The sequence below is a fragment of the Microbacter sp. GSS18 genome, assembly GCA_029319145.1.
Classification (GTDB): domain Bacteria; phylum Actinomycetota; class Actinomycetes; order Actinomycetales; family Microbacteriaceae; genus Microbacterium.
In genome coordinates this window covers 2,996,654-3,022,331 of sequence record CP119753.1, presented here as the reverse complement: position 1 = coordinate 3,022,331, position 25,678 = coordinate 2,996,654, and the positions used below count along the sequence as shown (strand labels likewise).

Below are 25,678 nucleotides of genomic sequence, written 5' to 3'. Positions count from 1 at the left end.
ACGTGGCGGCGTTAGGCTCATCACATGGCTGAATCCACGCCGAACCAGGCGACGCGGTGGGAGCGGCTCGACGCCGCGGATGTCGCGGAGCTGCTCGCTCCGACCCCCGTCCGCTGGTGGCTCTCGGGCGGATCCGCCTACGACCAGTGGATGGGCGAACCGCTGCGTGAACGCGACAAGACGACCGTGAGCCTGCCGTACGCTCAGGTCGCCCAGCTCGTCGAGGCGCTGCCGGTGGGAACCACCGCGTGGGTCTCGGACGACGACGAGCTGACGCCGTGGACGGACCTGCCCGAGGATGCCACCTACCTCGCCGTGCGCCTCTACGACGCCCAGAGGGATGCGTGGGTGCTGCAGGTGAACATGGAGGACGGCACCGCCGACCGCTGGGTGTATCGCCGCGACCCCCGCCTGCAGCTGCCGTGGGAACGGGCCGTGCTCGACGTCGACGGCATCCCCACGGGTGCTCCCGAGGTGCAGCTCATCTGGAAGGCCTTCCACCCCAAACCCGAGGACGAGGCCGACAAGGACATCGTGCTGCCGCTGCTGTCGGAGGAGGCGCGGACCTTCTGGGAGAAGGCGATCCTCTCGATCCACCCGCACTCGACGTGGTCCATCCACGTGCGCAGCCCCTTCGCGCCGGCGAAGGCCAGCTGGAATCGCTCGCGGCGCTCCTGACCCGTCCTCGAGCCGCGGTCATACCTCGCTGCCGGGTTCCACGACCGCGCCGTGGACGAGACGGCGGAACCATCGTTGCGCCGGGGACAGGCTCGACTCGCGCCTGGTGAAGACGGCGACGGGCGTCGAGTGACCGGGCCACGGGAGCTCCGCGATCCGCAGCACCGGGAACCATCCGCGGAACACCTCGGCCACGTGCCGGGGGAGGAATGTCACGAGGTCTGTGTCCTGCAGGACCGCGGGGAGGGTTCCGTACTCCTCCACGGTGAGGGAGACCTGCGGCATGAGGCCGTGCTCGAGGAGGAGCTGCAGCGGGTAGACGTGCCCGCCGCGCGACGACACGCGCACGAAGCCGCGGCCGGCGAACATCTCGGGCGAGGTCGGCGGGAGCGGATGCCGGCCCGACGACAGCGCGACGTACTCGACATCGCGCACCGGTGTGCGCCACAGTCGCGAGGCATCCATCAGCGACACCGTGATCGCCAGGTCCAGGGTGCCGCGCACCAGCTCCTCCTCGACCTGGTCGGCATCGAGGCGGTTCACCGCCAGCCGCGCGCTCGAGTTCTCGCGGGCGAGCGCGGCCATGATCGGGGGGAGGAACGTCTGCTCGCCGATCGACGTCAGTCCGAGCGAGAGCTCGCCCGTGAAGCCCCTCGGGTCGAAGTCGGCGACATTGCTCACGGTCGATTCGATCTGGGCGAGCGCTTCGTGCAGAGGGCCGAACAGCTGCGTGGCCCGCGTCGTCGGCACCATCACGTGGCCCTCGCGGCGGAAGAGGTCGTCCGCGAACCTCTCACGCAGGCGTGCGAGCGTGTAGCTCACGGTCGGCTGGGTGACATGCAGGAAGTCCGCCGTGGCGGTGAGACTGCGCAGCTCGTAGAGCACGACGAAGGTCCGCAGCTGGTTGAGGTCGGGTATTGACATCCATTGATCCCATCTATGGAAGTGCCTACCAGAATCTATTGGACCATGAGAAACGGCCGCCGTACAGTCGGCGTAACGGACCGCCCCATCCAGTGACAAGGACGACACTCGGTGATCATCGACATCCACGGCCACTACACGACCGCACCCGCTCAGCTGGGCGCGTGGCGTGACCTGCAGATCGCCTTCACCGAGGGTCAGGGCGAGGCTCCCGATCCCGCGACGCTGAAGATCAGCGATGACGACATCCGCGAGACCATCGAGGCCAATCAGCTGCGGCTCATGAACGACCGCGGCACCGACTTCACCGTCTTCAGCCCACGTGCCTCGTTCATGGCCCACCACATCGGCGACCTCGCGGTCAGCAAGACGTGGGCCCGCATCTGCAACGACCTCGTGGCCCGCGTCAGCGAGCTCTTCCCCGACCGCTTCCTCATGGGCGCCATGCTGCCGCAGTCGCCGGGCGAGGACCCCGCGACCGCCGTGGACGAGCTCACGCGCGCCGTCGAAGAGCTCGGCGCCGTCGAGATCAACCTCAACCCCGACCCGTCCGGCGGCCTGTGGACGGCGCCGGCGCTCACCGACCGCTCGTGGTATCCGATCTACGAGAAGCTCGTCGAGTACGAGATCCCCGCGATGATCCACGTCTCGACGTCGTGCAAGCCGCAGTTCCACACCACCGGCGACCACTACCTCGGCGCCGACACGACAGCGTTCATGCAGCTGCTCAAGGGGGACCTCTTCCGCGACTTCCCCGACCTGAAGTTCGTCATCCCGCACGGCGGCGGGGCGGTGCCGTACCACTGGGGACGGTTCCGGGGCCTCGCGATGGCGCTGAAGAAGCCCGAACTCGAGGAGCACCTGCTGAACAACGTGTTCTTCGACACCTGCGTCTACCACCAGCCGGGCATCGACCTGCTGACGAACGTCATCCCGACCGACAACATCCTGTTCGCGAGCGAGATGATCGGGGCCGTGCGCGACGTCGACCCGCGCACCGACCACTACTTCGACGACACCAAGCGCTACGTCGACGCGACCCCGAACCTGACAGGCCCCGAGCGCGCGCAGGTGTTCGAGGGCAACGCCCGCCGGGTCTACCCGCGCGTCGACCGAGCCCTGATCGCCCGAGGACTGTGAGGAAGAGAACATGCGACTGAACAACCTCGGCATCGTCCACACCAAGATCGAACGTCCCGACCCCGCCGACGTCGAAAGGCTGTCGCAGTTCGGCGTCGCGACCATCCACGAGGCCATGGGCCGCGTCGGCCTGCTGCGCCCCTACATCCGCCCGGCCTACACCGGCGCGAAGCTGTGCGGCCCGGCCGTCACGGTGCTGCTGCAGCCCGGCGACAACTGGATGTTCCACGTCGCCGCCGAGCAGGTGCAGGAAGGCGACGTCATCGTCGCCGGCTGCACCACCGAGAGCGAGGACGGCTTCTTCGGCGAACTGCTCGCCACCTCGCTCACGGCGCGCGGCTGCAAGGGCCTGGTCATCGACGGCGGCGTCCGCGACGTCGCCGACCTGGAGAAGATGGACTTCCCCGTCTTCTCGCGCGCGATCAACTCCAAGGGCACCGTCAAGGCGACCCTCGGCTCGGTGAACATCCCCGTCGTCGTCGCCAACGCGCTCGTCAACCCCGGCGATGTGGTCGTCGCCGATGTGGACGGCGTCGTGGTCGTCCCGCGCGAGCTCGTCGGAGCGGTGGCGGATGCCAGCCAGAAGCGCGAGGACAACGAGGAGGCCAAGCGCCAGAAGTTCCGCGAGGGCGTCCTGGGCCTCGACATCTACGGCATGCGCGAGCCGCTCGCCGCCGCCGGCCTCGAGTACGTGGAGGACTGACGATGACCGAAGAGCTCACGATCGCACACGGCGAGACCAGCGGCGGCTTCGAGAAGACGCCCGGCTGGCTCGACTGGTACGACGGGCCCACGACGCCGACGTTCCAGGTGCCGGCCGGCGCCGTCGACGCGCACTGCCACGTCTTCGGCCCCGGGGCGCAGTTCCCCTACGCGCCCGAGCGCAAGTACACGCCGTGCGACGCATCCGCCGACCAGCTGTTCGCGCTGCGCGACACGCTCGGCTTCGACCGCAACGTGGTCGTGCAGGCCACGTGCCACGGCGCCGACAACCGCGCATTGGTCGATGTTCTGCGGCGCAGCGAAGGTCGGGCACGCGGCGTCGCGACCGTCCGCCGAGACGTCTCCGCCGAGCAGCTCGCCGAGCTCCACGAGGCCGGCGTCCGCGGTGTGCGGTTCAACTTCGTCAAGCGCCTCGTCGACCGCGTGCCCACCGAGTCCCTCGGCGAGATCGTCGAGAAGATCGCCCCGCTCGGCTGGCACGTCGTCATCTACTTCGAGGCCGAGGACCTTCCCGACCTCTACGAATTCTTCTCGAGCATCCCGACCGACGTCGTCGTCGACCACATGGGCCGGCCCGACGTCACGAAGGACCCGGACGGACCCGAGTTCGGGCTGTTCCTTCGCTTCATGCGCGAGAACCCGAACGTGTGGACCAAGGTGTCGTGCCCCGAGCGGCTCAGCGTCACCGGCCCGCGCGCCCTCGATGGCGAACAGCACGCGTACACCGACGTCGTGCCGTTCGCCCGTCGCGTGGTCGAGGAGTTCCCCGACCGCGTGCTGTGGGGAACGGATTGGCCCCACCCCAACCTCAAGGACCACATGCCCGACGACGGGCTGCTGGTCGATTACATCCCGCAGATCGCCACGACGCCGGCGCTGCAGCACAAGCTGCTCGTCGACAACCCGCGGCGGCTGTACTGGCCCGAAGGAGAATGACATGGGACTCGAGAAGCCGTACAAGGACATCCCCGGCACGATCATCTTCGATGCAGAACAGGCCCGAAAGGGCTACCACCTGAATCAGTTCTGCATGTCGCTGATGAAGCCCGAGAACCGCGAGCGGTTCCTCGCGGATCAGGAGGCCTACCTCGACGAGTGGCCGCTGAACCCCAAGCAGCGCCAGGCGGTGCTCGACATCGACCTCAACGCGGCGATGGCCGAGGGCGGGAACATCTACTTCCTCGCCAAGCTCGGCGCGACCCACGGCCTGAGCTTCCAGCAGATGGCCGGTTCGATGACCGGCATGTCCGAGGCGGCCTACCGCGACATGATGATCGCGGGTGGCCGCAACCCGGAGGGCGTGCGGCTGAAGGACCTCGACGGGTGGACGCCTCCCGCCAAGGGCGAGAAGGCCGAGACCATGCGCCCGAACGCGCCGGCGAAGTACACCTCGGCGCTGTTCACGCCCCACGTCCCGGCGATCGGCGCCGCGATGGACCTCGGCAAGGACCACGAGCCGTACTGGCAGAAGGTCTTCGCCGGGTACGAGTGGACGCGCCAGTGGGCCAAGGAGAACACCCCCGACGTCGTCATCATCGTCTACAACGACCACGCGACCGCGTTCGACTCCTCGATCATCCCGACGTTCGTGCTCGGCACGGGCGCGGAGTACCCCGTCGCCGACGAGGGCTACGGTCGCCGTCCGGTGCCGGACGTGAAGGGATACCCCGAGCTCGCGGCGCACATCGCGCAGTCGGTCATCCAGGACGACTTCGACCTGACCCTCGTCAACGAGATGGTCGTGGACCACGGACTCACCGTGCCGCTGTCGCTCGTCTACGGCAAGCCCGAGGAGTGGCCGGTCCGGGTGATCCCGCTCGCCGTGAACGTGGTGCAGTACCCGGTCCCCTCCGGACGCCGCTGCTACGAGCTCGGCAAGGCGCTGCGTCGCGCCCTCGACAAGTGGGACGGCCCCGAGCTCAACATCCAGATCTGGGGCACCGGCGGCATGAGCCACCAGCTCCAGGGTCCGCGCGCCGGTCTCATCAACAAGGAATGGGACAACGCGTTCCTCGACCACCTGATCGCAGACCCGCTGGGCCTGACCGAGTGGCCGCACATGGAGTACGTCGACGAGGCGGGCTCCGAGGGCATCGAGCTCGTCGACTGGCTCATCGCGCGCGGCGCCATGGACGACCAGTTCGGCGGCGGCGCTCCCGAGGTCAACCACCGCTTCTACCACGTGCCCGCCTCCAACACCGCGGTCGGCCACCTGGTGATCTCGAACCCTGTCGCCGCCACAGACGGTGTCGCCGAGCAGGCCGACGAAACGCAGACCTCCGACGACGGGACCACCCCCGCCGAAGGTGAGACGGTGAAGCCCTCGTGGGACCCCGTCGGCTCCCTGGCCTGAGCACCATAATCGCTGAGTGGAGGGAGTGGGCGGCTCACGCGGCCGTCCGCTCCCCGCGAAGGAGATACGAAGATGAGCAGTGACAAGGTCCGCGTCGCGGTCGTCGGCGCCGCCGGCGCCTTCGGCATGAAGCACCTCGACGGCCTGGCGAACATCGCCGACGCCGAGGTCACCGTCGTCAGCGGCACGAAGCCCGAGCCCACACAGGCCGTCGCCGAGAAGTACGGCGTTCCGAACGCGGTCGTCGGCTACGACGCCGTGCTCGAGCGCGATGACGTCGATGCGGTGATCCTCGCGACGCCCACCGGCCTGCACGCCGCGCAGACCCAGGCGGCGCTCGCCGCGGGCAAGCACGTTCAGGTCGAGATCCCGCTGGCGGATTCGCTCGCGGATGCCGAGGCCACGTTGGCCGCGGCCGAGGCATCCGATCGCGTCGCGATGGTCGGTCACACCCGGCGCTTCAACCCGTCGCACCAGTGGATCCACAACAAGATCACCGACGGCGACTTCAACATCCAGCAGATGGATGTGCAGACCTACTTCTTTCGTCGCACGAACACCAACGCCAAGGGCGAGCCCCGCTCATGGACCGACCACCTGCTGTGGCATCACGCCGCGCACACGGTCGACCTGTTCGGCTACCAGGCGGGAAAGATCGTCCAGGCCAACGCGATCCAGGGCCCGATCAACCCCGACCTCGGGATCGCGATGGACATGTCGATCCAGCTGAAGGCCGAGTCGGGCGCGATCTGCACGCTCTCGCTGTCGTTCAACAACGAGGGACCGTTCGGCACGTTCTTCCGCTACATCGGAGACACCGGCACCTACATCGCCCGCTACGACGACCTCGTCAACGGCAAGGAGGAGCCGATCGACGTGTCGCACGTGGCCGTCAGCATGAACGGCATCGAGCTGCAGGACCGCGAGTTCGTCGCGGCGATCCGCGAGGGCCGCGAGCCCAACTCGTCGCTGCGTCAGGTGATCGACTGCTACCGCGTGCTCGGCGCCCTGGAGGAGCAGCTCGCGTGAACCTGCCCCGCATCGGACTCGGATGCATGGAGCTCAGCCACGCCTACGGCGTTCCGCCCTCGTTCGAGGACGGGGTGCGGATGCTGCGTGAATCGCTCGACGCGGGCGTGACGTTCCTCGACACCGCCACGCTCTACGGGGCCGGGCGCAACGAGGAACTGGTCGGGGCGGCGATCGCCGGGCGGCGTGACGAGATCGTGCTCGCCAGCAAGGGCGGCATGGCCCCCGTCGACGGGGTCAAGACCATCGACGGCCGCCCCGAGACCCTCAGCGCCCAGGTCGACGCGTCGCTCGAGCGCCTCGGCGTCGACCACATCGACCTGTACTACCTGCACCGGTGGGATCCGAACGTCCCGATCGGAGACAGCGTCGGCGCGCTCGCGGACGCCGTCGCGTCGGGCAAGATCGGCGGCATCGGGCTGTCCGAGATCTCGGTGGCGCTGCTGCACGAGGCGCTCGCCGTCGCGCCGATCGCGGCCGTTCAGAACGAGTACTCGCTGTGGACCCGCAACGCGGAGCTCGGGATGCTGGAGGCCACGCGCGAGGCGGGAGCAGCCTTCGTCGCCTTCTCGCCCGTCGCCCGGGGATTCCTCGCCGACGCCGTCGCCGATCCGGATGCGTTCGCTCCGAAGGACATCCGACGGTCTCACCCGCGGTTCCAGCCCGCCAACTGGCCGGCCAATGCCGCGCTGCTGCCCGGCTGGCGCTCCCTCGTGGCCGAGGCGGGATGCACGCCGGCACAGCTCGCTCTGGCGTGGGTGCTCTCGCGCGGCGAGCATGTCGTCGCGATCCCCGGCACCACACGCGTCGAGCACCTGCGCGAGGATCTCGCCGCTGCCGAGATCGTCGTGGACCCGGCGATCCTCGCGCGGGCGGGCGAGCTGATCAGCACCGCGACGGTGTCGGGTCCGCGGTACAACGAGGCCCAGTCGCGCGAAGTGTTCGCCGAGACGTTCGAGGATGCCGCGTGAGGGGCATCTCCTCGATGGCGACGCGCCACGTGCTCGCCGACCTGCTCGCCGCGGCCGAGAACGCCGGGCTGCCGGCCGTCGACGTCGAGTCGGTCGGCGGTGTGGATGCCGCGACGCGCGTGCGCGCGGGGGAGCTGTTCGACCTGGTGTTCCTGGCCGATGGCGCACTCGCGAAGCTCGCGGCCGACGGTCACGTCGACGCCGCGACGCTGACCCCGCTCGTCGTCTCGAGCGTCGCGGCGGCGGTGCCCTCGTCGGACGCCGGGCCGGCGGCCGACCCCTCTGCCGCTGCGTTCGCGGACGCGGGCGCGATGCGCGACGCCATCCGGCGCGCCGAGAGGATCGGCTATTCGACGGGCCCGAGCGGCACGGCGCTGATCCGGATGATCGAGGACTGGGGCCTGAGCGACGAGGTGGGCGACCGGCTCGTGCAGGCGCGCCCCGGCATCCCGGTCGCGAAGCTGCTCGCCGACGGCGAGGTGGACCTCGGGTTCCAGCAGCTGAGCGAGCTCGTCGGCCAGCCCGGCGTGCGCATCCTCGGCTCGCTCCCGCCCGACTGCGCGATCGTCACCGTGTTCAGCGGCGCGGTCGCAGCGGTATCCCCGGTCCCGACGGACGCCCGCGCGGTGCTCGACTTCCTCTCCTCGAACGAAGCCGCACCGATCGTGCTCGAGCACAGCTTCGAGGTCCCCGCGCGCTGAGCGGGCACGGTCACGCGGCGGGGGCGGCCGGCGGAGCCGGCGCTTCACCTCCGGCCTCCGACGGCGTGGAGGGGGCGGTGGTGGGCACGAAGCACACGTCGCCCTCGCAGACATACGCGCCGGTCCCGACCATCATGAGCGGCTGGAACGTGTCGGGCGTGGACGACGCGGTGCCCTCGCTCACGCCGCCTCGGTCTCGGCCTTGACCGTGGTCAGGACATCCGCGAAGGTGCTGCTGGGCTGAGCGCCCGACACCCCGTACTTGCCGTCGAAGACGAAGAACGGCACGCCCTGGATGCCGTAGGCCCGCGCCTGTGCGACATCCGCCTTCACCGCGGGGAGGTGCTCCTCGGACTCGAGGGAGCGCACGACATCGTCGCGATCGAAGCCGATCGAGGCGGCGAGGTCGGCGAGGTCGGGGATCCGGCCGACGTGCCCGCCGTCGACGAAGTAGGCCTTGAGCAGCGCCTCCTTCATCTCGGCCTGGCGCCCCTGCGCCTTGGCGTAGTGGAGCAGTTCGTGCGCCTTGACGGTGTTGGTCTGGTGCGTGTGGTCGAAGTCGTACGCGAGGCCCTCGTCGGCGGCGAGCTTCGTGACGTGCGCGAGCATCTGCTCGACCTGCGGGCGGGCGAGGCCGCGACGCTGCATGAGGTAGTCGGCGGGCGTGCCGTCGTAGCCGATGGGCGTGTCGGGGGAGAGCTCGAACGAGTGGTACTCGATCTCGACGTCGACGCCCGAGGCCGTCACCGCGCTCTCGAAGCGCCGCTTGCCGATGTAGCACCACGGGCACTGAACATCGGACCAGATGTCGACCTTGACGGGGGTTCGGGACGTCTCGCTCATGGGAGAGGCCAACCGCGGAGGAGGCGATTGTATTTCCGCGCATAAAACGCACCCGCGGGATCATCCGCCGCGCGTGCGCCCCGCGAGGCGGGCATGAACTCCGCGCTACCCGTCATAGGCTCACCGTGATGAAGACGATCGGCGTGCTCGGCGGTATGAGCTGGGAGTCGTCCCTCGAGTGGTATCGCCGCGCGAACGAGGCCGTGCGCGATCGGCTCGGCGGCTATCACTCGGCGCGCATCCTGCTGGACTCTCTCGACTTCGCCGAGATCGAGCAGCTGCAGGCGTCAGGGGAGTGGTCTGCGGCAGGACGCATCCTCGCGACCCACGCGAGCAGGCTCGAGACCGCCGGGGCGGACGTCATCGTGCTGTGCACGAACACCATGCACATCGTTGCGGACGACATCGAGGCGGCCATCGACGTGCCGTTCCTCCACATCGCCGACACCACGGCCGCAGCGATCACGACGGCAGGCATCCGCACCGTCGGGCTCCTCGGGACGGCCTTCACGATGGAGCAGTCCTTCTACCGGGATCGCCTCGCCCGTCAGGGCATCCGCACTCTCGTTCCGGGTGCCGATGACCGCGAGACCGTGCACGGCGTCATCTACTCGGAGCTCGTCCACGGCGTGGTGAACCCGCTCTCCCGCGAGCGGTATCGCGACGTGATGGCGCGACTGGTCGAGGCCGGGGCCGAGGGAATCATCCTCGGGTGCACCGAGATCGAACTGCTCGTCTCGCAGGACGACAGCGCGGTCCCCGTCTTCCCGACGACCGCCCTGCACGTCGTGGGCGCGATCGACGTCGCCCTGCGCCCCGGGTGACGGGCCGCCCTCGAGTCGGTCGGGTTCAGGCGCGCCGTCGCGACCTGGGAGAAGCCGATGAACCCGTCTCGACGTCGCACGGGATCCGTAGGCTCTCACCATGACGGTGCGTGCGGGGGATCCGCGTGGCTGCCCGACCTGCGGCGATGCTCTGACGTTCGAGATCCTCGACGATGAGCGATTCCTCGTGGCTTGGTCGTGCATGAACTGCGGTCTGATCCGCACCACCGAGCCGGCGTAGCGGGCACTGCGGCCGACGGTCGGGCGGCCGGTCGCGTCAGCGCAGCGAGGGAAGCAGTTCGGCGACCTCCTCGAGCACCGCCTCGCTCCCGGCGTAGAGCCCGTGGGCTCGCGGCCGGTGCGACACGACGTCGGTGAAGCCCAGCCGCCGCGCGCGGCCCACGGCATCCTCGAACGCGGCGGCGCTCGCCATCGAGTAGCGGGCCTCGCCGTCGAGCGACAGGAAGCGGTCGAGCTCGCCGGGGTCCCGGCCTTCGGCCGCGCACGCGTCCTCGAACCGGGCCACGAGGTCGGCGACGCCCGCCCACCACTGGTCGTGCGACTCCTCGTTCCCGCCGGTGGTGACCCATCCCGACCCGTGGCGTGCGGCGAGCCGCAGAGCCCGCGGGCCTTGGCCGGCCATCACGAACGGCATGCGCGGATGCTGTGCCGGCTCGCCGACCATGCGAGCCGAGACCGACGTGAACCGCTCGCCGGCGTAGGAGATGCCGTCACCCGAACCCCGCTCGAATCGCAGCAGCGCGTCGAGGGCCTCGGTGAACTCGCGGAAGCGCTCGAAGCGCTCCCGGGGCGACAGCGCGTCCTGGCCGAGCACGAACGCGTCGAAGCCCGTGCCGCCGGACCCCAGGCCCAGCAGCATCCGACCACCCGAGATCTGATCGACGGACGCGATGTCCTTCGCGAAGGGCACGGGGTGGCGGAAGTTCGGACTCGCGACGAACGTGCCGAGCCGGATGCGCTCTGTGACCATCGCCGCTGCGGTCAGCGTCGGCACGGTGGCGTGCCAGAGCTCGCCCGCGAGCCCCCGCCACGACAGGTGATCGTAGGTCCAGGCGTGGTCGAAGCCGAGGTTCTCGGCCTGCCGCCAGAGGCGGCCCGCCTCGGGCCAGTCGAACTGCGGCAGGATCACGAGGCCGAAACGCATGCTCGGAGTGTACGACGAACGCCCGACCGGGGCGCACGCTGCCGGCGGCTAGCTCGGCTAGCTCGACCGGGCGGCGAACGGCGACCAGCCGGCCCAGCGCTTGTCGCGATCGACCGGCGCGAACGGGCCCTTCTTGCTCGTCGTCTTGCCGAGCCGCACGAGGCTCTCCGCCAGGACGACCGCCGAGGCGACCCCGTCGAGCACGGGGACGCCGAGACGTTCTTCCAGAGCGCGGTCGAGTCCGGCGAAGCCGGCGCAGCCGAGGACGATCGCATCCGCCCCCTGCGCGATGAGAGGCTGCGCCGTGGCCGCGAGGGCGTCGACGGCCGCCGGGGAGTCGACGTGGATCGAGAGCACGGGCGTCTCGGCTGCGGCGACCGCACTGCACCGGGACAGGATGCCCGCGCCCTCCAGACTCTGGCGGATGCCCGAGAGGGTCGAGCTGACGGTGGTGACGACCGCGAACCGGTCGGCCACGAGAGTCGCGAGATACGCGGACGCCTCGGTGACGTCGACGACGGGGACGTCGACCAGCTGGCGCACGCCTTCTCGGCCATGCTCCCCGTACCCTGCCATCACGATCGCGTCGTAGTCGTCTCGGCGCGAGATCGCATCGATGACGGCCGCGGCCGTCATGAAGCTCTCCAGATATCCCTCGGCCGACGCCGGGCCCCACGAGGGCTGGATGGTGATCACCTCGGTGTCCGGCGACGCGGCGGCACGCGCACCCGCGTCGATGGAGGCGGTGACGTCCTCGGACGTGTTGCAGTTGACGACGAGAAGTCTCATCGGTGGGCCTTTCCGGGGTGGAGGTCGCGCGTGTGTGCGTCGCGAATCCCGAGTTATGTCCGGGAATCGTACTGAAGCTGTCGAAATTCGTTCTGCTGAACGAAGTGTGAGATAAAGAACGGGTGACCGATACGTCCCGCAGACCGCGCGCGAGCTCGTGGGGCGATGCGAGCGACGTCCTTCGGCTTCTGCTGGACCGGGGCGAGTGGACGCGGTCGGACATCGCGCGAACCCTGTCGCTGTCTCGATCGACGATCGCGCTGCGACTGGACGCGCTCCGCGATGCGGGTTTGCTCCGCGACGCGGGCCGGCTCGCCCCCGAGGGCGGTCGGCCGACGACGAAGATCGCGCTGAACGACGCCGTGCGCAGTGTCGCCGCGATCGAGCTCGGCCACTCCTCGAGCAGGGTCAGTCTCGCCGACCTCGGCGCCTGCCCCCGCGGCACGGTGGAGCTGCCGGTCGCTCAGACCGACGGCTTCGAGCAGATCCTTCGCGCCGCCTCCGAGGGCCTGCGCACCCTCTTGCGCGAGCAGGCGGAGCGCCTCGGTCCGCTCAGCGGCGTCACGCTCGGTGTGCCGTTGTCGGCCAAGGTCGGAGCGGTCGGGATGCGCAACCCCTCCGGTCAGACGGGCTGGGCCAGCTTTCCCGCGCAGGAATGGCTGCAAGAAGAGCTCGGAGTGCCCGTCCACGTCGAGAACGACGTCAACCTGATGGTGCTGGGCGAGCAGCTCGAGGTGTTCCCCGATGCGCGCGACCTGATCCTCCTGCACGCAGGAGACGGCATCGGGCTCGGCGTCATGGCCGACGGAGCTCTGATCCGCGGCGCAGCGGGACAGGCGGGCGAGATCGCGCACGTTCCCGCGCTTCGCGACAACGACGAGCAGTGTCTGTGCGGCAACATAGGGTGTCTGGGCGCCGTGGCCACGCTCCCCGCCATCCTGAAGATGCTGAGGGGCGAAGGGGTGGACATCGACTCGATCGAGGGGCTCACCTCCGCCGTCGCGGCCGGAGACGCTCGCGCCGGACGCGCGGTGCGTCAGGCCGGACGTGACGTCGGCGACGTCGTCGCGTACGCGATCGCGACGACCAACCCGGGTCTGCTCGTCGTCGGCGGCGAGCTGTCCGCCGTCGGCGATCACTTCGTCGCGGGCGTCAAGGAGTCGCTGTTCCGCCGCGGCGCCCCCGCGCTCACCGACGGCCTCCACGTCACCCGCTCCAGCCGATCGGCCGGCGCAGGGACCCTCGGGGCGCTTCGGCTCGCCGCCGACGGCGTGCTCGCCGGGCGGGCGCTCTTCGACCTTCTGGGGACGTCGAGCGCGAACTGAGCGCCCCACCGCCCCTTGCCGCAGCGGCACTACTTCAGGCCTGCCGTCGCAACGCCCTGGATGAAGTAGCGCTGCAGGAACAGGAACAGGATGAGCACCGGCAGGAGGATCACGACGGCTCCGGCCAGGAGGATGCCGTAATCGAGGGTGTTGGACCCCTGCGCTGCGGACGCCAGTCCCACGGGGAGCGTGTACGTGTCCTGCGACTGGGCGACGATCAGCGGCCAGAGGAACGCGTTCCACGCGGCGAGGAACGACAGGATGCCGACGGTCGCCAGAGCCGGCCCCGCGAGAGGCATGAAGATGCGGGCGAAGATCCGCCACTCCCCGGCGCCGTCGACGCGGGCCGCTTCGAGCAGTTCGCCGGGGATGGAGTACGCGAACTGGCGCATGACGAAGACGCTGATCGGCAGCACGAGGATCGGAAGCACGATTCCGAGGAGCGTGTCCACCGCGCCGAGCTGAACGACCACCACGAACTGCGGCACGAACACCGCGACGTAGGGGACCGCCATCGCGATGATCACGCCGGCCATGACGAGCGGCTTGCCGCGGAACTCGAGCTTGGCGAGGGCGTATCCGGCCATCGCGCTGAGCACGATGTTCGCCAGGACCGCGATCGCGACGACGATCCCGCTGTTGGCGAAGTAGGTGCTGAAGCCCTTCTCGGTGAACAGGGCGACGTAGTTCTGCCACTCGAAGCTCTCGGGCAGCCATCCGCCCGGGTTCGACATGAACTCCGCCTGGCTCTTGAGGGAACCGGAGAGCACCCAGACGAACGGCAGCAGCATGAAGACCGCGACGATCGTGAGCGCGCCGTAGGACAGCGCGGTGCGGACGCGGGAGGAGGAGGAGGTCAATGCTTCGGCCTTAGAACGCGGAACTGAACAAGTGCGACGATTCCCACGAGCAGGAGCAGGATGAACGAGCCGGCCATCGAGCCCGCCACGTTCCCGAATCCGAACTGCTCGTAGACCCACAGGGCGATCGACCGCGTCGAGCCCAGCGGTCCCCCGCCGGTGAGGAGATACGGCTCCTCGAAGATGTTGAGGAACGCCACGGTCATGAGCACGCTCACCAGGAGCGTGGTGGGCCGCAGGAGCGGCAGCGTGATCGACCACGCCGAGCGCAGACCGCCGGCGCCGTCGAGGGATGAGGCCTCGTACAGTTCGTTCGGGACGGCCTGGAGGCCGGCGAGGAACAGGACCATGCACGTGCCGATGTTGCGCCACACGCTCAGGATGACGACGTTCGCGACGGCCCACGCGGGATCGCCGAACCAGTTCGGTCCTGCGACCCCCAGGGACTCGATGGCGGTGTTCACCGGACCTGATGGTGTGAAGGCGTACTGCCAGATGACCGCCGCGGCGACGATGTTCGCGATGACGGGGACGTAGATCACCGCGCGGAACGTGCTGCGGAGGCGACGGATCCCGGTGTCCAGAGCGAGAGCCAGCACGAAGCCGATCACGAGGCTGAGAGGCACGCACAGCGCGACGAAGACGAGGGTCGTCAGGAGCGCGCGCTGGAAGGTCGGGTCCGAGAGGACGTCGATGAAGTTGTCGAACCCGACGAAGTCGACCGCGAGAGGGTTTCGGATCTCGCGTGAGCGGATGTCGGTGAAGCTCATCGCGAACGAGGTCGCGACGGGGATGGCGGTGAAGAGTGCGAACAGGATCAGGAACGGCGCGACGAACAGCCACCCGGTCCGGCTCTGAACCGCGCCCGCACTGTGCCACGACCGGCGGCGGGAGGTGGCCCGCACGACGGGGGGCCGGGGGGAGCCGGCCTGGCCGGCTCCCCCTGTGGTGCGAGTGAGGGTGAGAGACACGTCAGTCTCCGACCCCGATCGCCTCGGCCTGCGCCTGGGCCTGGTCGAGGGCTTCCTGGGGCTCCGCCTGGCCGCGGGCCACGCGCTCCATCGCCTCGGCGACGACCTCGCCGACCTCGCCCCACGTCGGGACCTTCGGCACGGTCACGCCCACCGAGATCGAGTCGCGGATCGGTGCGAGAACGGCGTTGTCCGCGATCTCGGGCTCGTCCCACACGCTCTCGACGGCGGGGAGGTTGCCGAAGATCTCGTACCAGTGCAGCTGGTTCTCGGGCTCGGACATGAAGCGCGCGAACTTCCACGCGGCGTCGGGGTTGGCCGCGTCGACGGGGACCGCCCAGTTGCCGCCACCGACCTGCGCGGCACGCCCGCCGTCGGGGCCGGCGGGCGGCTCGATGAGGGCGATGTTCTCGTCCACCCACTCGGCGCTGTTCGCGTCGACGAGCCAGCCGCGGAACCACGGTCCGTTGTAGAGGCCGGCCGATCGCCCGCTGGACAGGTACGACACCCAGTCCATCGTGACCGGCTCATCGGGCGACGCGAGGCCGTCGGCGTACAGGGAGCCCCAGAACTCGAGCGCCTCGACGTTGGCGGGGTCGTTGATCGTCCACGCGCTGAGGTCGTCGCTGATGAGTCCGCCGCCGGCCTGGTGGGCGAACATGTCGAACTGCAGCGACGTGTACTGGTTGAAGGGGATGACGAGGTCGAGCGGGGTCTCCACACCCGAGTCCTGCAGCGTCTCGGCCCACGCGCGCAGGCCGTCCCAGTCGGTGGGAACCTCGGCGCCGGCCGCCTCGGTCAGGTCCGTGCGGATGATGAACGGGCGGGCGTAGGTGTACCACGGCACGCCGTAGGCGACGCCGTCGACGACCGAGGCATCCCAGGCGGTGTCGAAGAACGCCGCATCGTCGACGAGACCGCTGGGAACGGGGCTGAAGCCGCCGGTGTCCAGAAGCGTCGGCTGGAACTCGGTGAACAGGTACACGAGGTCGGGCACGGATCCGCCCGAGATCGCGGCGGTCATCTTCGCCACGAAGTCGTCCTCGGGAACCTGGGTCATGTTGATCTCGACGTCCGGGTTCTGCTCCTGGAACAGGTCGAACATCTCGGGGAGCTGCTCGCCGTCGCCGCCGGCGGCCCAGATCTCGATCGTGCCCGTCGCGGGGGCGTCGTCGATCGCCTGAGGCGAGGCGGCGTCTTCAGGGGCATCGGCGCGACCGCAGCCGGCGAGGACCACGGTCAGGGCGGCGATTCCGGCCGTGGCGGCCATGAAGGTGCGCGGCCGGGGGGACCTGCTGTGCATGATGGTGTCCTTTCTTGGATGGTACTTCTGGGGCACGCGGCGGGATACCCGCGTGGTCGGAGGGGTGCGCGGACGCACGGGGGTGCTAGCCGTCGGCCCGGGGCTCCCAGGTCACGCCGCTGAAGCGGGACGTGAAGGCGGTGCGACTCTGCGCGACGGAGTCGAGTTCGGAGAGCTGCGTGTGGTCCTGCTCGAGGAACATGTAGTCGAACGAGGGGAGGGTCGCGACCTCGTCGAGGATGTCCTGGATGGGGAGGATGCCGGTGCCGATCTCGGTGAAGCAGAGCGGATCCTTCCGGCCCTCGAAGACCTCCTGCGTGATGTTCTCCGTCGGGGAGATGACGCCGTCGAAGAGGTTGAGGGGCTGCGGCGCGTCGGCCGGGAAATCCTTCTGGTGCGACAGCACCACTCGGTCGGCGCACTTGCGCATCCACTCGATCGGGTCGTGTCCGCCCCGGTAGATCCAGTACGTGTCGAGCTCGAGCTTGACCAGGTCGGGATCGGTGTTCTCGAGGATCAGGTCGTAGACGAGGTCGTCGCCGAACCGCTGGAACTCCTGGAAGTGGTTGTGGTAGTAGAACCGCATGCCACGCTCGGCGGCGAGGGCGCCCACCTGATTGAAGATCTCGGCGCGGCGCAGCACGTAGTCCCGGTCGCCGTACGGGTAGAACTCGATGTCGCAGCCGAACTGGAGGTTCCCGAGCTCGGCCTGGTAGTCCAGCGCGCGCGGGAGGATGTCGACGTCGAGCGGGTTGATGTGGCAGCCCACGATGCTCATGCCGAGGTCGGCGAGGCGATCGCGCAGGCTCGCCGCGTCGACGCCGAAGCCGACGCCCGGGTCGGTGCGTGCGGAGTGGTTTGCCGCCTCGAGGGTGCGGAAGCCGAGGGCGGCGAGCTTCTCGAGCGTGCCCCACGGGTCGGCGGCGAGGGACTGCCGGACCGAGAACAGCTGAAGGCCGATGTTGACGGTCAAAATGCGAGCTCCTCTGCGAGGGTGGTGTCACGGACGGGGGCGGGGCGCTCTGCGGACGAGGCGATGCTGATCACGCTGTGCTCGGCGCTGGAGCGGTCGATCGCGGCGAGCACCTCGAGCACGTGGAGCGCCAGCTCGCCGCTCGCGCGGTGCGGGCCGCCGCGCAGCGCGCCGACGAGGTCGTCCACGCCGATGCCGCGGAGGATCTGCTCGGGCGTGCCCGGCTCGCCCGTGAGGGGGAAGGCCGGCGGCAGCGTGCGCCAGTCGTCGTCGGAGTGCAGGCGCACGCGCACCTCGGTGTCGTACTCGTTCGGGTCGCCCATCTGCAGGGCGCCCTTCGTGCCGTGCAGCTCGATGAACGGGATGTCGGTGTCCCAGATGTCGAAGCTCGAGATCAGGGTGACGACGGCGCCGCCGGCGAAGCGCAGCGAGGCGGATGCGTGCGTGGGCACGGTGACCTCCACCGAGTCCACGCGCCGCTCCGAAGCCGTCACGGTGCGCGTCGGGGCGCCGATGCGGCTGAACGCGCTGACCTCGGAGACGGGGCCGAGGAGGTTCACGAGCGCCGAGACGTAGTAGGGCCCGAGGTCGAGCGACGGTCCACCGCCCTCCTGGAAGAGGAAGGTGGGGTCCGGGTGCCATTCCTCGGCACGGGAGTAGCGGATGCAGGCCACGGCGCCGATGACGTCACCGATGAGGCCCTCGTCGATCGCCGCGCGCGCCGTCTGCGACGTGCTGCCGAGGAACGTGTCGGGAGCGGCGCCGACGCGCAGGCCCGCGGCCGCGGCGGCGTCGAGGACTCCGGCAGCGGATGCCGGGTCGACGGTGATCGGCTTCTCGACGTACACGTGCTTGCCCGCGCGCAGGATCTCCAGCGTGACCTGCTCGTGGGCATTCGGTGTCGTGATGTTGACGACGATGTCGATCGCGGGGTCGGCCAGCAGCTCCTCCGGCGATGCGTAGGCGCGGATGCCGGAGCGCTCCGCGAGCGCGGCGGCTGCGGCCGGGAAGATGTCGGCGCATCCGACGATCTCGAGGGTGTCGAAGCGGCGCATACCCGTCACGTAGCGATCGGCGATGTTGCCGCAGCCGATGATTCCGATGCCCGCCGGCTCGGCGCTGCCGAGTCCGGTGAGGCGTCCCTGGTCTGATTGCATGAGGACTTTCTAGCAGTCCTCGACAGCTAATGTCCGAAAATCAGACATTAGAAACAAGGGCTTTACATGCCCGCAATCCAGCGCGCTCACGGAGGAGCTTTCGCGGGGCGGCGGAGCAGAATGGCCACCATGGGCGACGATGCATCCGAGAGGCGCTGGAGTGACGAGGAGCTGCGTCACCTGTCGGGCCTTCGCGAGCTGCAGATCTGCGTGCTGCGCGCAGCCGGGGGGTGCGGGCCCTGGACGCCGATCTGGGTCGTCGTCGTCGACGCCGGTGTCTACGTGCGCACGTGGCGCCGACGAGAGACCGGCTGGTACGGGCAGGCGCGGCGCTCGTCCAGCGCCCGCATCCGGGTGTCGGGCGTTCCGCTCGACGTGAGCGTGACCGCGGTGGCCGGCGATCGCTCCGATGCCGTGAACGAGGCCTATCTGGGCAAGTACGGCGCGGCGGGCGCGCGGTCGATGGTGACCGCGGAGGCGGTGGCGACGACGCTGCGGCTCGCGCCGGCCGGTGCGGCAGGGGGCGACCGCCCGCAGTCGTCGCTCGGCTAGTGCGCGAGCGCCGCGGCGATGGCGTTCTCGACCGCGTGACGGTCGATGCCCGGCACCTCGGTGGCGAGGGTGCCGAACGTCGCCGGATCCCAGTCGAGGTCGAGCGCCGCGTTGACCTGGGTGAGGACGTCCGCGAAGCGCGTCACGTCGCCGAGGGGCACCATCCCGCTGAGCAGGCGCGCGCCGCGGACGGCGCGCTGGGACGTGCCGATCAGCTTCACGACGCCGCGTGCGTTGATGCTGAACTCGCCGGGGCAGTACTCGCCGGGCACGTCGCCGACCCGGGCGTCGACGCCCAGACTGCGCAGAGCCCGCGCGAGCGCATCGCCGATCTCGCGGAAGAACCGCGCCTGGTCGATCGCATCGCCGTGCTCGCGCGTGACGATGTCGAAGACGACGCACGTCTCGTCATAGGCGACGGCGCGCCCCCCGGTGGGGCGGATCGCCGGGGCGAAGCCGTGGAGGCGAGCCAGGCGCTCGGCGGTCTCGAACCCGGGGAGCCGACTCTCGCGACGGCTCATCGCGACGGTCGCCACCGGCGTCGACAGGCGCACGACACGGTCCTCGGCGATCGCTCCCGCAGCCACGGCGCGCAGCAGCTCGACCGAGCGGGCGAGGTCGGCGTCTGCATCGGGCCGGTCTTCTTGACGGATGACGCGGGTCCGCTCGTGCGCGGATGAAGCGTCGGTGACAACCATGGGGGAACACTCTCACAGCGGCTCGTGGGGCGGGGCTCGCTTTCACCTCCGGATCGGTGGGGCAGGGCTAGCGTGGACGAGACGGGCGCCGGGAAGGCGAAGGATGCGGGCGGACCCTCGTGCGGACGCGGAGCGCGGCGCGAGTCACGTGGCTCTCGCCGACCGGTAGCGCACGCCCCCATCCGCCGGTGGCACTCCGGCGTGTCAGCCTTCGAACGACTGCCCGTCTGCCTGCGCGCTGTCGGGTGCGGACAGGTGCGTCTGGACGAAGCGCCAGCCGTCGTCCGTTCGGACGAGCCCCGCCGTCATCCGGAGCCCCGACATTTCGAAGGACTGACCGCCCGCGGAACCGGCGACCGCCACGTCGCAGTAGGCGAAGGCGGCGTCGCCGACCGTCGTGACGCGCATGTTGGTGAACGTGAACGCGGCCTCATCGGCCTGCGAGAAGTCCCGCAGCGCCTGGGTGCGGAACTCGTCGAGCCCGAACCGGACCTCGTCGGCGCCCGTTCCGACGAGCTGCAGATCGTCGCCGATCGCCGTTCGCAGCAGCGCGTCGATATCCCGTGCTCGGTAGGCGTCCGACCATTCCGCGATCAGTTGCTCCACCTCGTCGACAGCTGTCGTACTCATCGTGACCTCCTCGTCAGCGGATGAACAGCCTCAGTTTCCCACCGGGCGAGGTCGTCAGCCAGAGGGTCGGCGTGCCGGTGACTGCGGGTGATGGCGGTCGCGCCTGCCGCTCGATTCCCCGGATGCTGGACTTGACCTTCACACGGTGTCAAGGTCTTGAGTGGAGGCAGGAGGTGTCCACCGTGACCACGAACACCATGACCTCGTCCGCCCCGGCCGCGCCCGACCGGCTGCGAGCCGCGCTCGCGCACGAGGCGCCATCCGCACGCCTGCAGGCTGCGCTCGCCGCAGGGACCGCACCGGACCCCGCGTACGTCGACGCGCTCGTGGAGCGCTGCGCCGTCGAGCCGGACTTCTTCGTGCGCGACATGCTGACCTGGGCTCTGCTGCGGCATCCGTCCGACGGGACCGTGACCCGGCTCGTCGACGAGGCGGCATCGGCGAGCCCGCAGGCGCGCAGCCAGGCGCTGCACACGCTGTCGAAGATCGGCGACGCTCGGGGATGGGCGGCGATCACGTCCGGCGCAATCGCCGATCCTGATGACGTGGTGGCGACGACGGCCTGGCGCGCCGCGGTGCGTCTGGTGCCCTCGGGCGCGGAGTCGGCGCTCGCCGCAGCGCTCGCCGCGCAGCTGGGTCGCGGCGACCGCGACGTGCACCTGAGCCTCAGCCGCGCGCTTGTCGAGCTGGGGGATGCCGGCGACGCCGCGCTGGACACGGCCGCAGTGCATGCAGACCCGCGCATACGCGCCCACGCCATGGCCACGCGGCGACTTCGCGAGAACCCCGACGAGGCCTTCGACGCCGCGATCGACGAGGCCAAGCGCCACGTCGCCCTGGCGAACGCCCCGACCCCGCGGGACTGACGTGCTGATCGGCGAGGTGTCGAAGCGCACGGGCATCAGCGCCCGGATGCTGCGGCACTACAACGCGATCGGCCTGGTCGAGCCGAGCGGCCGGACGACCGGAGGGTACCGCGAGTACTCCGACGCCGATCTGCGTCGGCTCTTCCACGTGGAATCCCTCCGGTCGCTCGGACTGTCGCTCGCCGACGTCGGGCGCGCGCTCGACGACCCCGCCTTCGCGCCTGCTGCGCTCGTGGACGAGCTCGTCGCGAGCACACGGGAGCGCATCGAGCGGGATGAGCGACTGCTTGCGCGGCTCGCCGGGGTGCGCGCCGGCGAGCCGGCGGCGTGGGACGACGTGCTCGAGCTCGTCGCCCTGCTGCGCGGGCTCGAGGCAAGCAGCCCCGAAGAGCGGCAGCGGGCCGCGCTGAGCGACGAACGGCTGCGACTGCCGGCAGCGGCGCTCGCCGAAGCCGTGCTCGACGAGTCCGACCCGAACGTGGCCGGGGCGCTGCAGTGGGCGCTCGCGCGAGCGGGTGACGGTGCCGTCCCGATCCTCGCGCGAGGACTGCGATCCCCGGATCCCGTCGTGCGAACGCGCGCCGTGCGCGCGCTGGCGAAGCTCGACACCCGCGACGCCGAAGGCGTGCTCACGCATGCGCTGCGGCATCCCGACGATGACGTGCGCGCCGCCGCGGCGCTCGCCGTCGGCGGCCGTGGGAGCGAGGCGGCCATGCCGGAACTCGTGCGGATGATCGTCGCCGGCATCGACGACGTGGACGCGGCGGAGGCGCTCGGGGGATTGGCGCGCCGTCACGGCACCGCACACCGGATCGTCGCTGACATCCACGGCGAGCTGTCCCGTTTCGGTGTCGCAAGCGAGGCGAGAGTGCGCCTCGCGCAGGCGCTGGCCGAGCTGCCGGCCGATGCCGTGAGCCACGTCCTCGACGAGCTCGTCGGCGACGACGATCGCCGAGTGGCGCTCATCGCCACGTACCTGAGGCGCCATCGCGCCGACCGGTGAACCGGGCGAGACATCGGCGACCGGGAGACGTACCGTATGAGGCGACGAGAGTGAACGCCGGAGCACGGAAGGTGACGACATGGCCGAGGATTCCCGCGGAGGCTTCTCCGCCGACGAGAAGGCAGCGATGAAGCAGCGCGCGGCCGAGCTGCGCGCCGAGGAGAAGCGGGGCAGGAACCGCGCGGCGGGGCTCGCCGACGTCGAGAAGACGATCGCCGGACTGCCGCCGGAGGACCAGGCCCTCGCCGAGCATCTGCACGAGCTCGTCACCGAGGTCGCACCCGACCTCGATCCGAAGACCTGGTACGGCTTTCCGGCCTACGCCCGAGACGGAAAGGTCGTGGTCTTCTTCAAGCCCGCGTCGAAGTTCAAGAGCCGCTACGCGTCGGTCGGGTTCGAAGAGGCCGCGAATCTCGACGACGGCGCGCTGTGGGTGACGTCCTACGCCATCGTCGGCTGGGACGCCGCCGTCGAGAAGACCCTGCGCGACCAGGTCGCGCGCGCCGCGGGCTGAGGCGTCCACGCGGGTGCCATTGGCCCGCGACGACCCGCATCCGCATCGCATACCGTGGTGGGCATGAAGCGAGAGTTCCGTCAGATCGACGTGTTCGGGCAGGACCCGTACACGGGCAACCCCGTCGCCGTGGTGCTCGACGCCGACGGCGTCGACACGGAGGACCTGCGGCGGTTCTCGGTGTGGTCGAACCTGTCGGAGTGCACCTTCGTGCTGCCGCCGACGGACCCCGCCGCCGACTACCGGGTGCGCATCTTCAACCTCGCCACCGAGCTCCCGTTCGCCGGACACCCGACGCTGGGGACGGCGCGCGCGTGGCTGGACGCCGGCGGTGTGCCTGCCACCCCGGGCGTCGTCGTGCAGGAGTGCGGCGTCGGTCTCGTGCCGGTGCGCATCGACGACGACGTGCTCGCCTTCGCGGCACCGCCCCGCATCCGCTCCGGTCCGGTCGAGGCCGACCTCGTCGGAAAGGTCGCCGACATCCTCGGCATCCGCGTCGACGAGATCGTCGCCGCCGAGTGGCTCGACAACGGGCCATGGTGGATCGGCATCCTGCTCGCGGACCACGAGACCGCCCTCGCGCTCACGCCGGACGTTTCGCGGCACCCCGGTCCGTGGGACATCGGCGTCATCGCGCCGATCACGGGGGCGGATGCCGGCTCGCCGGCGTTCGAGGTGCGCGGGTTCTTCACCGACGGCAGCGGACCGCTCATCGAGGATCCCGTCACCGGCAGTCTCAACGCCGGCGCCGCCCAGTGGATGATCGCCAGCGGCCGTGCGACCGCGCCGTACACGACGCGGCAGGGGACGGCGCTCGGGCGCCGCGGGCTCATCCGCATCACCGAGGGTGACGGCGAACTGTGGATCGGCGGATCCACGCACGTCGCGCTGTCGGGAACCGCCGATCTCTGAATCGCTACGCTCGATCGCATGGCGAGTCGAAGCGACGCGGAGTGGTACTGGTCCGACGAGGGCGTGAACTTCCACACCCGCAAGTGGGTGCGGCCCGAGGACCTCAACGCCAACGGCTCGCTCTTCGGCGGGAGCCTTCTGCGCTGGATCGACGAAGAGGCGGCGATCTACGCCATCATCCAGCTCGGCAACCACCGCGTCGTCACCAAGCTCATCTCCGAGATCAACTTCGAGGCGTCGGCGCTGCAGGGGGATCTCATCGAGATGGGCCTGACCGCGACGCACTTCGGCCGCACGTCGCTGACGATGCGCGCCGTTGTGCGGAACATGATCACGCGGGACCGGATCCTCACGATCGAGCGCATCGTTTTCGTGAGCCTCGGCGAGGACGGAAAGCCCAAGCCGCACGGGTACAGCGCCATCACGTACGACCGCGATCGGATGCCGCGCGAGCACCCCGCGACCGGCACGCTGAAGCTCCCTCCGGCCTGAGCGGGCCCCTCGGGTCGCCGACCTAGGCTGGACCCATGAGCCGTACCCTCGCCGTCACCGGCGGCCGCGTCGTCCCCGTCAGCGCCGATCCGATCGAGGGAGGGACGGTCATCGTCACGGACGGGGTGATCGCCGCCGTCGGCGGGCCCGAGACGCCGATCCCGGACGGAGCCGAGATCGTCGACGCGACCGGCAGCTGGGTGCTCCCCGGCTTCGTGGAGGCCCACGGCCACCTGGGAGTGCACGAGGACGGCGAGGGATGGTCAGGGGAGGACACCAACGAGATGACCGACCCGAACGGCGCCCGCTTCCGAGCGCTCGACGGGATCGACATCGAAGATGTGGGCTTCCGCGATGCGCTCCGCGGCGGCGTCACCACCGCGGTCGTCAAGCCCGGCTCGGGCAACCCCATCGGCGGGCGCACCGTCGCCCTCAAGACCTGGGGCGGGCGCACCGTCGACGAGCAGGTGCTCGCGCGCGACGTGTCGGTCAAGTCCGCGCTCGGCGAGAACCCGAAGCGCGTGTACGGAGACAAGAAGCAGACCCCGTCGACGCGCCTCGGGGTCGCCGCCGTGCTGCGCGAGGCGTTCGTCGCCGCGCACGCCTACGCCCGCAGGCGCGACGCCGCGGCCGAGAAGGGCGAGCCGTTCGAGCGCGACCTCGGCAAGGAGACGCTCGCCGCCGTCCTCGACGGAGACCTGCTGTGGGACCAGCACTGCCATCGCCACGACGACATCGCCACCGCGATCCGCATCGCCGAGGAGTTCGGTTACACGCTGATCGTCAACCACGGCACCGAGGCCCACAAGATCGCCGATGTGCTCGCCGAGAAGGGGATCCCGGTGATCTTCGGGCCCATGCTCACGTCGCGCTCCAAGGTCGAGCTGCGCGACCGTGCCATCGGCAACCTCGCGCTCATCGCCGCCGCGGGCGTCGAGGTCGCGATCACGACCGACCACCCGGTCGTCCCGATCGACCAGCTGCGCCTGCAGGCGATCCTCGCCGTCGGCGAGGGGCTGCCGGCATCCGTCGCCCTTGAGGCGCTCACCGTCAACCCGGCCCGGATGCTGCGTCTCGGCGACCGCGTCGGCGCGCTCGAGCCGGGCCGCCACGGCGACCTCGTGGTGTGGTCGGGCGACCCGCTCACCGTCGGCGCCCGTGTCGAGCGCGTGTGGATCGAGGGGATGCCGGTGGTTCAGCCCACCGCCGTCGACGACCCGACTCCCCGCGTCGTCGAGCGCTGGGAGCGCTTCGGCCGCACGTCGTGGCTCGTCTGAGCTTC

30 protein-coding genes are annotated in these 25,678 nt (G+C 70.1%); 18 read left to right on the top strand and 12 right to left on the bottom strand.

Features of this window, described 5'->3' with window-relative positions; translation table 11 throughout:
- Positions 1-24: 24 nt before the first annotated feature.
- A complete protein-coding gene (locus tag P0L94_13950) occupies positions 25-678 on the top strand; it encodes a hypothetical protein (GenBank protein ID WES63562.1) in 654 nt (217 codons plus the stop codon).
- Between the two features lie 18 nt (positions 679-696).
- Here P0L94_13950 and P0L94_13945 read toward each other — a convergent pair whose 3' ends face one another.
- Complete coding sequence (locus P0L94_13945; GenBank protein ID WES63561.1) at positions 697-1,602, bottom strand: LysR family transcriptional regulator; 906 nt, start codon at positions 1,600-1,602, stop codon at positions 697-699.
- Positions 1,603-1,713: 111 nt separating this feature from the next.
- Between P0L94_13945 and P0L94_13940 the strand changes: the two genes are divergently transcribed.
- The 7 genes from P0L94_13940 to P0L94_13910 all read left to right on the top strand — a co-directional run bounded on the left by P0L94_13940 (position 1,714) and on the right by P0L94_13910 (position 8,519).
- Positions 1,714-2,742, top strand: coding sequence for an amidohydrolase family protein (locus P0L94_13940; protein WES63560.1), 1,029 nt, complete (start codon positions 1,714-1,716; stop codon positions 2,740-2,742).
- 10 nt (positions 2,743-2,752) lie between these two features.
- Positions 2,753-3,445, top strand: coding sequence for a 4-carboxy-4-hydroxy-2-oxoadipate aldolase/oxaloacetate decarboxylase (ligK, locus tag P0L94_13935; protein WES63559.1), 693 nt, complete (start codon positions 2,753-2,755; stop codon positions 3,443-3,445).
- A gap of 2 nt (positions 3,446-3,447) precedes the next feature.
- Positions 3,448-4,401, top strand: coding sequence for an amidohydrolase family protein (locus P0L94_13930; GenBank protein WES63558.1), 954 nt, complete (start codon positions 3,448-3,450; stop codon positions 4,399-4,401).
- A gap of 1 nt (position 4,402) precedes the next feature.
- Entirely contained in the window at positions 4,403-5,818 is a 1,416-nt protein-coding gene (locus P0L94_13925) for a protocatechuate 4,5-dioxygenase subunit alpha/beta (protein ID WES63557.1), read from the top strand.
- Positions 5,819-5,890: 72 nt separating this feature from the next.
- Complete coding sequence (locus P0L94_13920) at positions 5,891-6,847, top strand: Gfo/Idh/MocA family oxidoreductase (GenBank protein WES63556.1); 957 nt, start codon at positions 5,891-5,893, stop codon at positions 6,845-6,847.
- Positions 6,844-7,818 (top strand): aldo/keto reductase, encoded by a 975-nt coding sequence (locus P0L94_13915; protein ID WES63555.1) that lies wholly within the window; start codon positions 6,844-6,846, stop codon positions 7,816-7,818. Before P0L94_13920 ends, P0L94_13915 begins: the two co-directional genes overlap by 4 nt.
- Positions 7,815-8,519: a substrate-binding domain-containing protein gene (locus P0L94_13910; protein ID WES63554.1), complete on the top strand. Its 705-nt coding sequence runs from the start codon at positions 7,815-7,817 to the stop codon at positions 8,517-8,519. The genes P0L94_13915 and P0L94_13910 overlap by 4 nt, the downstream gene beginning before the upstream one ends.
- 10 nt (positions 8,520-8,529) lie before the next feature.
- Here P0L94_13910 and P0L94_13905 read toward each other — a convergent pair whose 3' ends face one another.
- Complete coding sequence (locus tag P0L94_13905; protein ID WES63553.1) at positions 8,530-8,703, bottom strand: hypothetical protein; 174 nt, start codon at positions 8,701-8,703, stop codon at positions 8,530-8,532.
- A complete protein-coding gene (locus tag P0L94_13900) occupies positions 8,700-9,362 on the bottom strand; it encodes a DsbA family oxidoreductase (GenBank protein WES63552.1) in 663 nt (220 codons plus the stop codon). The genes P0L94_13905 and P0L94_13900 overlap by 4 nt, the downstream gene beginning before the upstream one ends.
- A gap of 128 nt (positions 9,363-9,490) precedes the next feature.
- Between P0L94_13900 and P0L94_13895 the strand changes: the two genes are divergently transcribed.
- A complete protein-coding gene (locus P0L94_13895; GenBank protein WES63551.1) occupies positions 9,491-10,186 on the top strand; it encodes an aspartate/glutamate racemase family protein in 696 nt (231 codons plus the stop codon).
- A 100-nt stretch (positions 10,187-10,286) separates the two neighbouring features.
- Positions 10,287-10,427, top strand: a complete 141-nt coding sequence (locus P0L94_13890; protein ID WES63550.1) for a hypothetical protein — start codon at positions 10,287-10,289, stop codon at positions 10,425-10,427.
- 36 nt (positions 10,428-10,463) lie between these two features.
- Here P0L94_13890 and P0L94_13885 read toward each other — a convergent pair whose 3' ends face one another.
- Positions 10,464-11,351 carry an LLM class flavin-dependent oxidoreductase gene (locus tag P0L94_13885; GenBank protein ID WES63549.1) on the bottom strand — a complete coding sequence of 296 codons (888 nt, stop codon included), beginning with the start codon at positions 11,349-11,351 and terminating at the stop codon, positions 10,464-10,466.
- Positions 11,352-11,408: 57 nt separating this feature from the next.
- The gene (locus P0L94_13880) at positions 11,409-12,140 is read right to left on the bottom strand and encodes an aspartate/glutamate racemase family protein (GenBank protein WES63548.1); all 732 of its coding nucleotides are present in this window, start codon (positions 12,138-12,140) and stop codon (positions 11,409-11,411) included.
- 122 nt (positions 12,141-12,262) lie between these two features.
- On the opposite strand from P0L94_13880, the gene P0L94_13875 reads away from it, so the two are divergent.
- A complete protein-coding gene (locus tag P0L94_13875; protein ID WES63547.1) occupies positions 12,263-13,465 on the top strand; it encodes an ROK family transcriptional regulator in 1,203 nt (400 codons plus the stop codon).
- 29 nt (positions 13,466-13,494) lie between these two features.
- On the opposite strand, the gene P0L94_13870 is transcribed toward P0L94_13875, so the two are convergent.
- From P0L94_13870 to P0L94_13850, 5 genes are all read right to left on the bottom strand, one after another.
- Positions 13,495-14,325 carry a carbohydrate ABC transporter permease gene (locus tag P0L94_13870; GenBank protein ID WES63546.1) on the bottom strand — a complete coding sequence of 277 codons (831 nt, stop codon included), beginning with the start codon at positions 14,323-14,325 and terminating at the stop codon, positions 13,495-13,497.
- Positions 14,322-15,296 (bottom strand): sugar ABC transporter permease, encoded by a 975-nt coding sequence (locus P0L94_13865; GenBank protein ID WES63545.1) that lies wholly within the window; start codon positions 15,294-15,296, stop codon positions 14,322-14,324. The genes P0L94_13870 and P0L94_13865 overlap by 4 nt, the downstream gene beginning before the upstream one ends.
- A gap of 1 nt (position 15,297) precedes the next feature.
- Positions 15,298-16,599 carry an extracellular solute-binding protein gene (locus P0L94_13860; protein WES63544.1) on the bottom strand — a complete coding sequence of 434 codons (1,302 nt, stop codon included), beginning with the start codon at positions 16,597-16,599 and terminating at the stop codon, positions 15,298-15,300.
- A gap of 85 nt (positions 16,600-16,684) precedes the next feature.
- Positions 16,685-17,572 (bottom strand): sugar phosphate isomerase/epimerase, encoded by an 888-nt coding sequence (locus P0L94_13855; GenBank protein WES63543.1) that lies wholly within the window; start codon positions 17,570-17,572, stop codon positions 16,685-16,687.
- Positions 17,569-18,729 (bottom strand): Gfo/Idh/MocA family oxidoreductase, encoded by a 1,161-nt coding sequence (locus tag P0L94_13850; protein WES63542.1) that lies wholly within the window; start codon positions 18,727-18,729, stop codon positions 17,569-17,571. The genes P0L94_13855 and P0L94_13850 overlap by 4 nt, the downstream gene beginning before the upstream one ends.
- A gap of 129 nt (positions 18,730-18,858) precedes the next feature.
- Between P0L94_13850 and P0L94_13845 the strand changes: the two genes are divergently transcribed.
- Positions 18,859-19,281, top strand: a complete 423-nt coding sequence (locus tag P0L94_13845) for a DUF2255 family protein (GenBank protein WES63541.1) — start codon at positions 18,859-18,861, stop codon at positions 19,279-19,281.
- On the opposite strand, the gene P0L94_13840 is transcribed toward P0L94_13845, so the two are convergent.
- Together P0L94_13840 and P0L94_13835 are read right to left on the bottom strand one after the other, a co-directional pair.
- Entirely contained in the window at positions 19,278-19,979 is a 702-nt protein-coding gene (locus P0L94_13840) for a hypothetical protein (GenBank protein ID WES63540.1), read from the bottom strand. The two genes, P0L94_13845 and P0L94_13840, sit on opposite strands and share 4 nt — an antisense overlap.
- Before the next feature lie 204 nt (positions 19,980-20,183).
- The gene (locus P0L94_13835; GenBank protein ID WES63539.1) at positions 20,184-20,609 is read right to left on the bottom strand and encodes a nuclear transport factor 2 family protein; all 426 of its coding nucleotides are present in this window, start codon (positions 20,607-20,609) and stop codon (positions 20,184-20,186) included.
- Between the two features lie 182 nt (positions 20,610-20,791).
- On the opposite strand from P0L94_13835, the gene P0L94_13830 reads away from it, so the two are divergent.
- The 6 genes from P0L94_13830 (at position 20,792) to P0L94_13805 (ending at position 25,673) form a co-directional block, all read left to right on the top strand.
- On the top strand, positions 20,792-21,475 hold the full coding sequence (locus P0L94_13830) for a hypothetical protein (GenBank protein ID WES63538.1): 684 nt from the start codon (positions 20,792-20,794) through the stop codon (positions 21,473-21,475).
- Position 21,476: 1 nt separating this feature from the next.
- On the top strand, positions 21,477-22,478 hold the full coding sequence (locus tag P0L94_13825) for a MerR family transcriptional regulator (GenBank protein WES63537.1): 1,002 nt from the start codon (positions 21,477-21,479) through the stop codon (positions 22,476-22,478).
- Between the two features lie 79 nt (positions 22,479-22,557).
- Positions 22,558-22,992, top strand: a complete 435-nt coding sequence (locus P0L94_13820) for a DUF1801 domain-containing protein (GenBank protein WES63536.1) — start codon at positions 22,558-22,560, stop codon at positions 22,990-22,992.
- A 63-nt stretch (positions 22,993-23,055) separates the two neighbouring features.
- Positions 23,056-23,904 (top strand): PhzF family phenazine biosynthesis protein, encoded by an 849-nt coding sequence (locus P0L94_13815; GenBank protein WES63535.1) that lies wholly within the window; start codon positions 23,056-23,058, stop codon positions 23,902-23,904.
- Between the two features lie 18 nt (positions 23,905-23,922).
- Positions 23,923-24,396 carry a hotdog domain-containing protein gene (locus P0L94_13810; protein ID WES63534.1) on the top strand — a complete coding sequence of 158 codons (474 nt, stop codon included), beginning with the start codon at positions 23,923-23,925 and terminating at the stop codon, positions 24,394-24,396.
- Positions 24,397-24,431: 35 nt separating this feature from the next.
- Positions 24,432-25,673 (top strand): amidohydrolase, encoded by a 1,242-nt coding sequence (locus tag P0L94_13805; protein ID WES63533.1) that lies wholly within the window; start codon positions 24,432-24,434, stop codon positions 25,671-25,673.
- Positions 25,674-25,678 lie beyond the last annotated feature (5 nt).